Raw genomic sequence first — 5883 nt, 5'->3', positions numbered from 1 at the left:
CTCCGACTGACGGCCGACGCTTCCGACGCGCCTGTCCTCCCGCGTGCGCGGAAGAATGGAGTCATGAGCCACAAGCCCAGCGCAGGCCCCACCGAGGTCCCCGCCCAGCACCCGTCTCACACGTCCGCCGCAGGCCCGGCGTCCGGTAACGCCGCCGCCAAGGCGACCGGCCCCGTCAACGCCGTGACCGGGGCCCACGCCCGCATAGGCTCCATCTCCGCGCACCGCCCGCACGTCGACCTCGAGCCCGACATCGACGCCGATCTGGACGCGTACGACGACAAGGACGGCGGCGAGCTGCCCCCGGGCCGCTTCCTCGACCGGGAGCGCAGCTGGCTCGCCTTCAACGAGCGCGTCCTGGAGCTCGCCGAGGACCCCACCACGCCCCTTCTGGAGCGCGCCAACTTCCTGGCGATCTTCGCGAGCAACCTGGACGAGTTCTTCATGGTCCGGGTGGCCGGCCTCAAACGGCGGATCGCGACCGGCGTCGCCACTCGTTCGGCCTCGGGCCTGCAGCCCCGCGAGGTGCTGGACCTCATCTGGACGCGCTCGCGCGAGCTCATGGCCCGCCACGCCGCCTGCTTCCAGCAGGACATCTCCCCGGCCCTGGCCGAGGAGGGCATCCATCTCATCCGCTGGCCCGATCTCACCGAGAAGGAGCAGGCCCGCCTCTTCACGCTGTTCCGGAACCAGATCTTCCCGGTGCTGACCCCGCTGGCCGTGGACCCCGCGCACCCGTTCCCGTACATCTCCGGCCTCTCCCTCAACCTGGCCGTCGTCGTACGCAACCCGGTCAGCGGCCACCGGCACTTCGCCCGGGTCAAGGTCCCGCCGCTCCTCTCCCGCTTCCTGGAGGCCTCCCCGCAGCGCTACGTGCCGCTGGAGGACGTCATCGCCGCGCACCTGGAGGAGCTGTTCCCCGGCATGGAGGTGCTCGCGCACCACATGTTCCGCGTGACCCGCAACGAGGACCTGGAGGTGGAGGAGGACGACGCCGAGAACCTCCTCCAGGCCCTGGAGAAGGAGCTCATGCGGCGCCGCTTCGGCCCGCCCGTGCGCCTGGAGGTCGAGGAGTCCATCGACCCCGGCGTACTGGACCTCCTCGTCCAGGAGCTGAACGTCAACGCCTCCGAGGTGTACCCGCTGCCCGGGCCCCTCGACCTGACCTCCCTCTTCGGCATCGCCTCCCTGGACCGGCCCGAGCTGAAGTACCCGAAGTTCGTCGCCGGCACCCACCGGGACCTCGCCGAGGTCGAATCCGCGTCCGCGCCCGACATCTTCGCCGCCCTGCGCGAGCGGGACGTCCTGCTGCACCACCCGTACGACTCCTTCTCCACCTCGGTGCAGGCCTTCTTGGAGCAGGCCGCCGCCGACCCGGACGTCCTGGCCATCAAGCAGACGCTCTACCGCACCTCCGGCGACTCCCCGATCGTGGACGCCCTGACCGACGCCGCCGACTCCGGCAAGCAGGTCCTGGTCCTCGTCGAGATCAAGGCACGCTTCGACGAGCGGGCCAACATCAAGTGGGCGCGCAAGCTGGAGGAGTCCGGCTGCCACGTCGTCTACGGGCTCGTCGGCCTCAAGACCCACTGCAAGCTGTCCCTCGTCGTCCGCCAGGAGGGCGACCAGCTGCGCCGCTACTCGCACGTGGGCACCGGCAACTACCACCCCAAGACGGCCCGGCTCTACGAGGACCTCGGCCTGCTCACCGCCGACCCGCAGGTCGGCGCGGACCTCTCCGACCTCTTCAACCGGCTCTCCGGCTACTCGCGCCGCGAGACCTACCGCCGGCTCATGGTGGCGCCCCGCTCGCTGCGCGACGGACTGGTCGCGCGCATCGACAAGGAGGCCGCCCACCACAAGGCCGGCCGCCCCGCCTACGTGCGCCTCAAGATGAACTCGATCGTCGACGAGGCCCTGATCGACTCGCTCTACCGGGCCGCCCAGGCGGGCGTGCCCGTCGACATCTGGGTGCGCGGCATCTGCGCCGTGCGCCCCGGAGTCCCCGGGCTCTCGGAGAACATCCGGGTCCGCTCGGTCCTCGGCCGCTTCCTGGAACACTCCCGGGTCTTCGCCTTCGGCAACGGCGGCGAACCCGAGGTGTGGATCGGCAGCGCCGACATGATGCACCGCAACCTCGACCGCCGTATCGAGGCACTGGTCAGGGTCGCCGACCCGGCCCACCGCGCGGCACTGGACCGGATGCTGGAAACCGGCATGTCCGACGCCACCTCCTCCTGGCACTTGGGCCCGGACGGCGAGTGGACCCGGCACAGCACGGACGCGGAAGGCCAGCCGCTGCGGCACGTACAGGAGACGCTCATAGACGCCCGGAGGCGCCGGCGTGGCTCAGCCAAACCATGACCCGATTACGGCGACGGCGGACGCGGGTGACGTGCTCGGCACGTACCTGCGCTCCCAGGCCACCGCTTTCCTGCGCGCGCTGCGCCTGCACGACGAAGGGGCAGCGGGCGGGGCCGACGCCGCCGGGGGGAGCGACGCGGCGCGCAGCCTGCGGGGGGCCGCGCGCCGCATCAGCGGATCCCTGGCCACCTTCCGGGTGGTGACCGAGTCCTCCTGGGCCGACGGGCTGCGCACCGAGCTGGTGTGGCTGTCCTCGACGCTGGCCGACGAGCACGCGTACGCCGCCCGGCTGGCCCGGCTGATGGACGCGCTGCACCGGCTGTCGGGCTCCCCCGAGCTCCCGGCGCCGCGCGGCACGGCGGGGGCACTGACGGTCGGCTCGGCGCGCGCCGGCGCGCTGCTGGAGCGGCAGCTCACCCTGGCGCGTACGCGCGCCCACTCGGCCACGCTGCAGGCGCTCGGCTCCTCCCGCTTCCACGCGGTGGCGGACGCGGTGGCCGTTCTGGCCTCGGAGGTCCCGCTGGACTCCGTAGCGGCCCGGGGGCGGGTCGGGGACGTCCTCGTCCCCCTGGCAGAGGTGGCCGAAAATCGACTGTCTGCGGCGGTCGCGGCGCTGCCGCCGTGCCGCGGCTCGGAGGCGGCACCGAGCCCGTACGACGCGGATCACGACGGGCTCTGGCACGAGGTGCGCCGCCTCCTGCGGGTCCACCGGTACGCCCGGGAAGCGCTCGGCGAGGACGTGAGCCGGCCGGCGGCCGCGGGCGAGGCCCTGGACCGCCACCGCGACGCGGCGGAGGCGGCGGCCGCCTCGGCGACGGCGGCCCGCACCCCCCGCATCGCCCCGGCAACGGCGTACGCACTCGGTGTCCTGCACGCCGACCAGCGTCACGAGGTCGAGGCGGCCCGGCTGGAATTCGAGCACGTGTGGCTGAGGGTGCCCGCGGTCACACCGCGATAACGGGCGGATAACGGATGATGACACCCGTGTGCGAACGGCCGGGAACGCACCGGGTCGTCCGCCACGGTTCACCGTCCGTTCACTCGGGCCGGTCGGCTGCTTCACCTGTTCTGCCTAATTTCGGTGATGCACGGAGCGAGTCGCCCGGAGACCGAGCAGCTCAGCCGAGCAAAACGACGTAGTCCTCTTCGCACGCCGCCCCGATACAGAAAGCGGCCGGCGGCTTCTGGAAGGAACACCCGAAAGTGAAGCTTCAGCGCAAGAACATGCTTCGTGCCTCCGCCCTCGGTGCGCTTGTCGTGTCCGGCGCCCTGGTCCTCACGGCGTGCGGCTCGGACGACAACACGAAGACCGCCGACGGATCGGCGAAGCCCTCCGCGGCCGCCGCGGGCGACATCAAGTGCGACGGCGCCAAGGGCAAGCTCCTGGCCTCGGGCTCTTCCGCGCAGAAGAACGCGGTGGAGCTGTGGATCAAGAACTACATGGCGGCCTGCTCCGGCGTCGAGGTGAACTACAAGTCCTCCTCCTCCGGTGAGGGCATCGTCGCCTTCAACCAGGGCACCGTCGGTTTCGCCGGCTCCGACTCGGCGCTGAAGCCGGAGCAGGTCGAGGAGTCGAAGAAGATCTGCACCGGTGGCCAGGGCATCAACCTGCCGATGGTCGGCGGCCCCGTCGCCCTCGGCTTCAACATCGCCGGCGTGGACAAGCTGAACCTCGACGCCGCCACGATCGCCAACATCTTCAACGACAAGATCAAGAAGTGGGACGACGAGGCGATCAAGAAGCTGAACCCGGGCGTCACGCTTCCCTCCACCGCCATCCAGGCCTTCCACCGCTCCGACGACTCGGGCACCACCGAGAACGTCACCAAGTACCTGAAGGCCGCCGCCCCCGACGCCTGGCCGCACGAGGCCGCGAAGAAGTGGGCCGCCCCGGGCGGCCAGGCCGCCTCCGGATCCGCCGGTGTCGCCGCCCAGGTCAAGCAGGTCGACGGTGCGATCGGCTACTTCGAGCTCTCGTTCGCCAGCTCGCAGGGCATCAGGACCGTCGACCTGAACACGGGCGCCGCCGCCCCGGTCAAGGCCACCGGTGAGAACGCCTCCAAGGCCATCTCCGCCGCCAAGATCGCCGGCACCGGCTCCGACCTGGCGCTGAAGCTCGACTACACCACCAAGGCCGAGGGCGCCTACCCGCTGGTCCTGGTCACGTACGAGGTCGTCTGCGACAAGGGCAACAAGGCCGAGACGCTCCCGACCGTCAAGTCCTTCCTGAACTACACCGCCTCGGACGCGGGCCAGAAGGTCCTCCTCGAGAACGGCTACGCGCCGATCCCGGCCGAGATCAACACCAAGGTCCGCGAAGCCATCAACTCGCTGGGCTGAATCCTGACCCCCGAGGTGTCGGCCGCCCCCGTCCGGGCAGCCGACACCCGGGGGGCCTTCCCCTCCACCCGGGGGAAATCCGGTGCACCGCCGCCAGGGGCTCGCCCCCCACTCAGACCGGAAAGACCATGGCTTCCACCACACCCACCCAGATAGACACGGCTCCGCCTGTCGCCAAGAGCGGAAGGTCCACCGGCCGCGCCGGTGACAAGGTCTTCGCCGGGCTCTCCAAGGGATCCGGCATCCTGCTCCTGGTGATCATGGCGTCGATCGCCGCCTTCCTCACCTACCGCGCCTCGATCGCACTGTCGAAGAACGAGGGGAACTTCCTCACCACCTTCGACTGGAACGCGTCGGCCAACCCGCCCGTCTTCGGCATCGCCGTCCTGCTCTTCGGCACCGTCGTCAGCTCGATCATCGCGATGGCCATCGCGGTTCCGATCGCTGTCGGCATCGCCCTGTTCATCTCGCACTACGCGCCGCGCAAGCTGGCCGCGCCCCTCGCGTACGTGGTCGACCTGCTGGCGGCCGTGCCGTCGATCATCTACGGCATCTGGGGCGCCCTCTTCCTCGTACCGCAGCTGAACGGCCTGAACCTCTGGCTCGACGAGTACCTGGGCTGGACGTACGTCTTCGACAAGACCCAGATCGGTGTCGCCCGCTCGCTCTTCACCGTCGGCATCCTGCTCGCGATCATGATCCTGCCGATCGTGACCAGCGTCAGCCGCGAGGTCTTCCTGCAGGTCCCGCGCATGAACGAGGAGGCCGCCCTGGCCCTCGGCGCGACCCGCTGGGAGGTCATCCGGATGTCGGTGCTGCCCTTCGGCCGCTCCGGCGTCATCTCCGCCTCGATGCTCGGCCTCGGCCGCGCACTCGGCGAGACCATGGCCGTCGCGACCGTCCTCTCCCCGAGCTTCCTGATCTCGTTCCACGTCCTGAACCCGGGCGGCGGCACCTTCGCGCAGAACATCGCCGCGAAGTTCGACGAGGCCAACGAGTTCGGCCGGGACGCGCTGATCGCCTCCGGTCTGGTCCTCTTCCTGCTCACCCTGCTGGTCAACGGTGCAGCTCGCCTGATCATCGCTCGCCGCAAGGACTTCTCGGGGGCGAACGCCTGATGAGCCACGCACTCCAGGACCAGCGGCCCGCCCGGGTTCAGGACGTGGAACGAGATCAGGA

Annotated in this window: 4 protein-coding genes; all 4 read left to right on the top strand. The window is 70.4% G+C overall.

From position 1 onward, the window contains the following. Window positions 1-63: 63 nt before the first annotated feature. The 4 genes from PV721_RS40345 to pstC all read left to right on the top strand — a co-directional run bounded on the left by PV721_RS40345 (window position 64) and on the right by pstC (window position 5822). On the top strand, window positions 64-2364 hold the full coding sequence (locus PV721_RS40345; protein ID WP_319733399.1) for an RNA degradosome polyphosphate kinase: 2301 nt from the start codon (window positions 64-66) through the stop codon (window positions 2362-2364). Further along, the gene (locus PV721_RS40340; protein WP_319733397.1) at window positions 2345-3322 is read left to right on the top strand and encodes a CHAD domain-containing protein; all 978 of its coding nucleotides are present in this window, start codon (window positions 2345-2347) and stop codon (window positions 3320-3322) included. Before PV721_RS40345 ends, PV721_RS40340 begins: the two co-directional genes overlap by 20 nt. A gap of 245 nt (window positions 3323-3567) precedes the next feature. Beyond that, the gene (gene pstS, locus PV721_RS40335; protein WP_319733395.1) at window positions 3568-4704 is read left to right on the top strand and encodes a phosphate ABC transporter substrate-binding protein PstS; all 1137 of its coding nucleotides are present in this window, start codon (window positions 3568-3570) and stop codon (window positions 4702-4704) included. A gap of 128 nt (window positions 4705-4832) precedes the next feature. Further along, window positions 4833-5822 (top strand): phosphate ABC transporter permease subunit PstC, encoded by a 990-nt coding sequence (gene pstC, locus PV721_RS40330; protein WP_319733393.1) that lies wholly within the window; start codon window positions 4833-4835, stop codon window positions 5820-5822. Window positions 5823-5883: the final 61 nt, after the last annotated feature.

This window comes from Streptomyces sp. MB09-01, assembly GCF_033794505.1.
In the GTDB taxonomy this organism is placed as follows: Bacteria; Actinomycetota; Actinomycetes; order Streptomycetales; family Streptomycetaceae; genus Streptomyces.
Note: the sequence above shows the minus strand (reverse complement) of the source record. Positions and strands in the feature narration are given on the sequence as shown.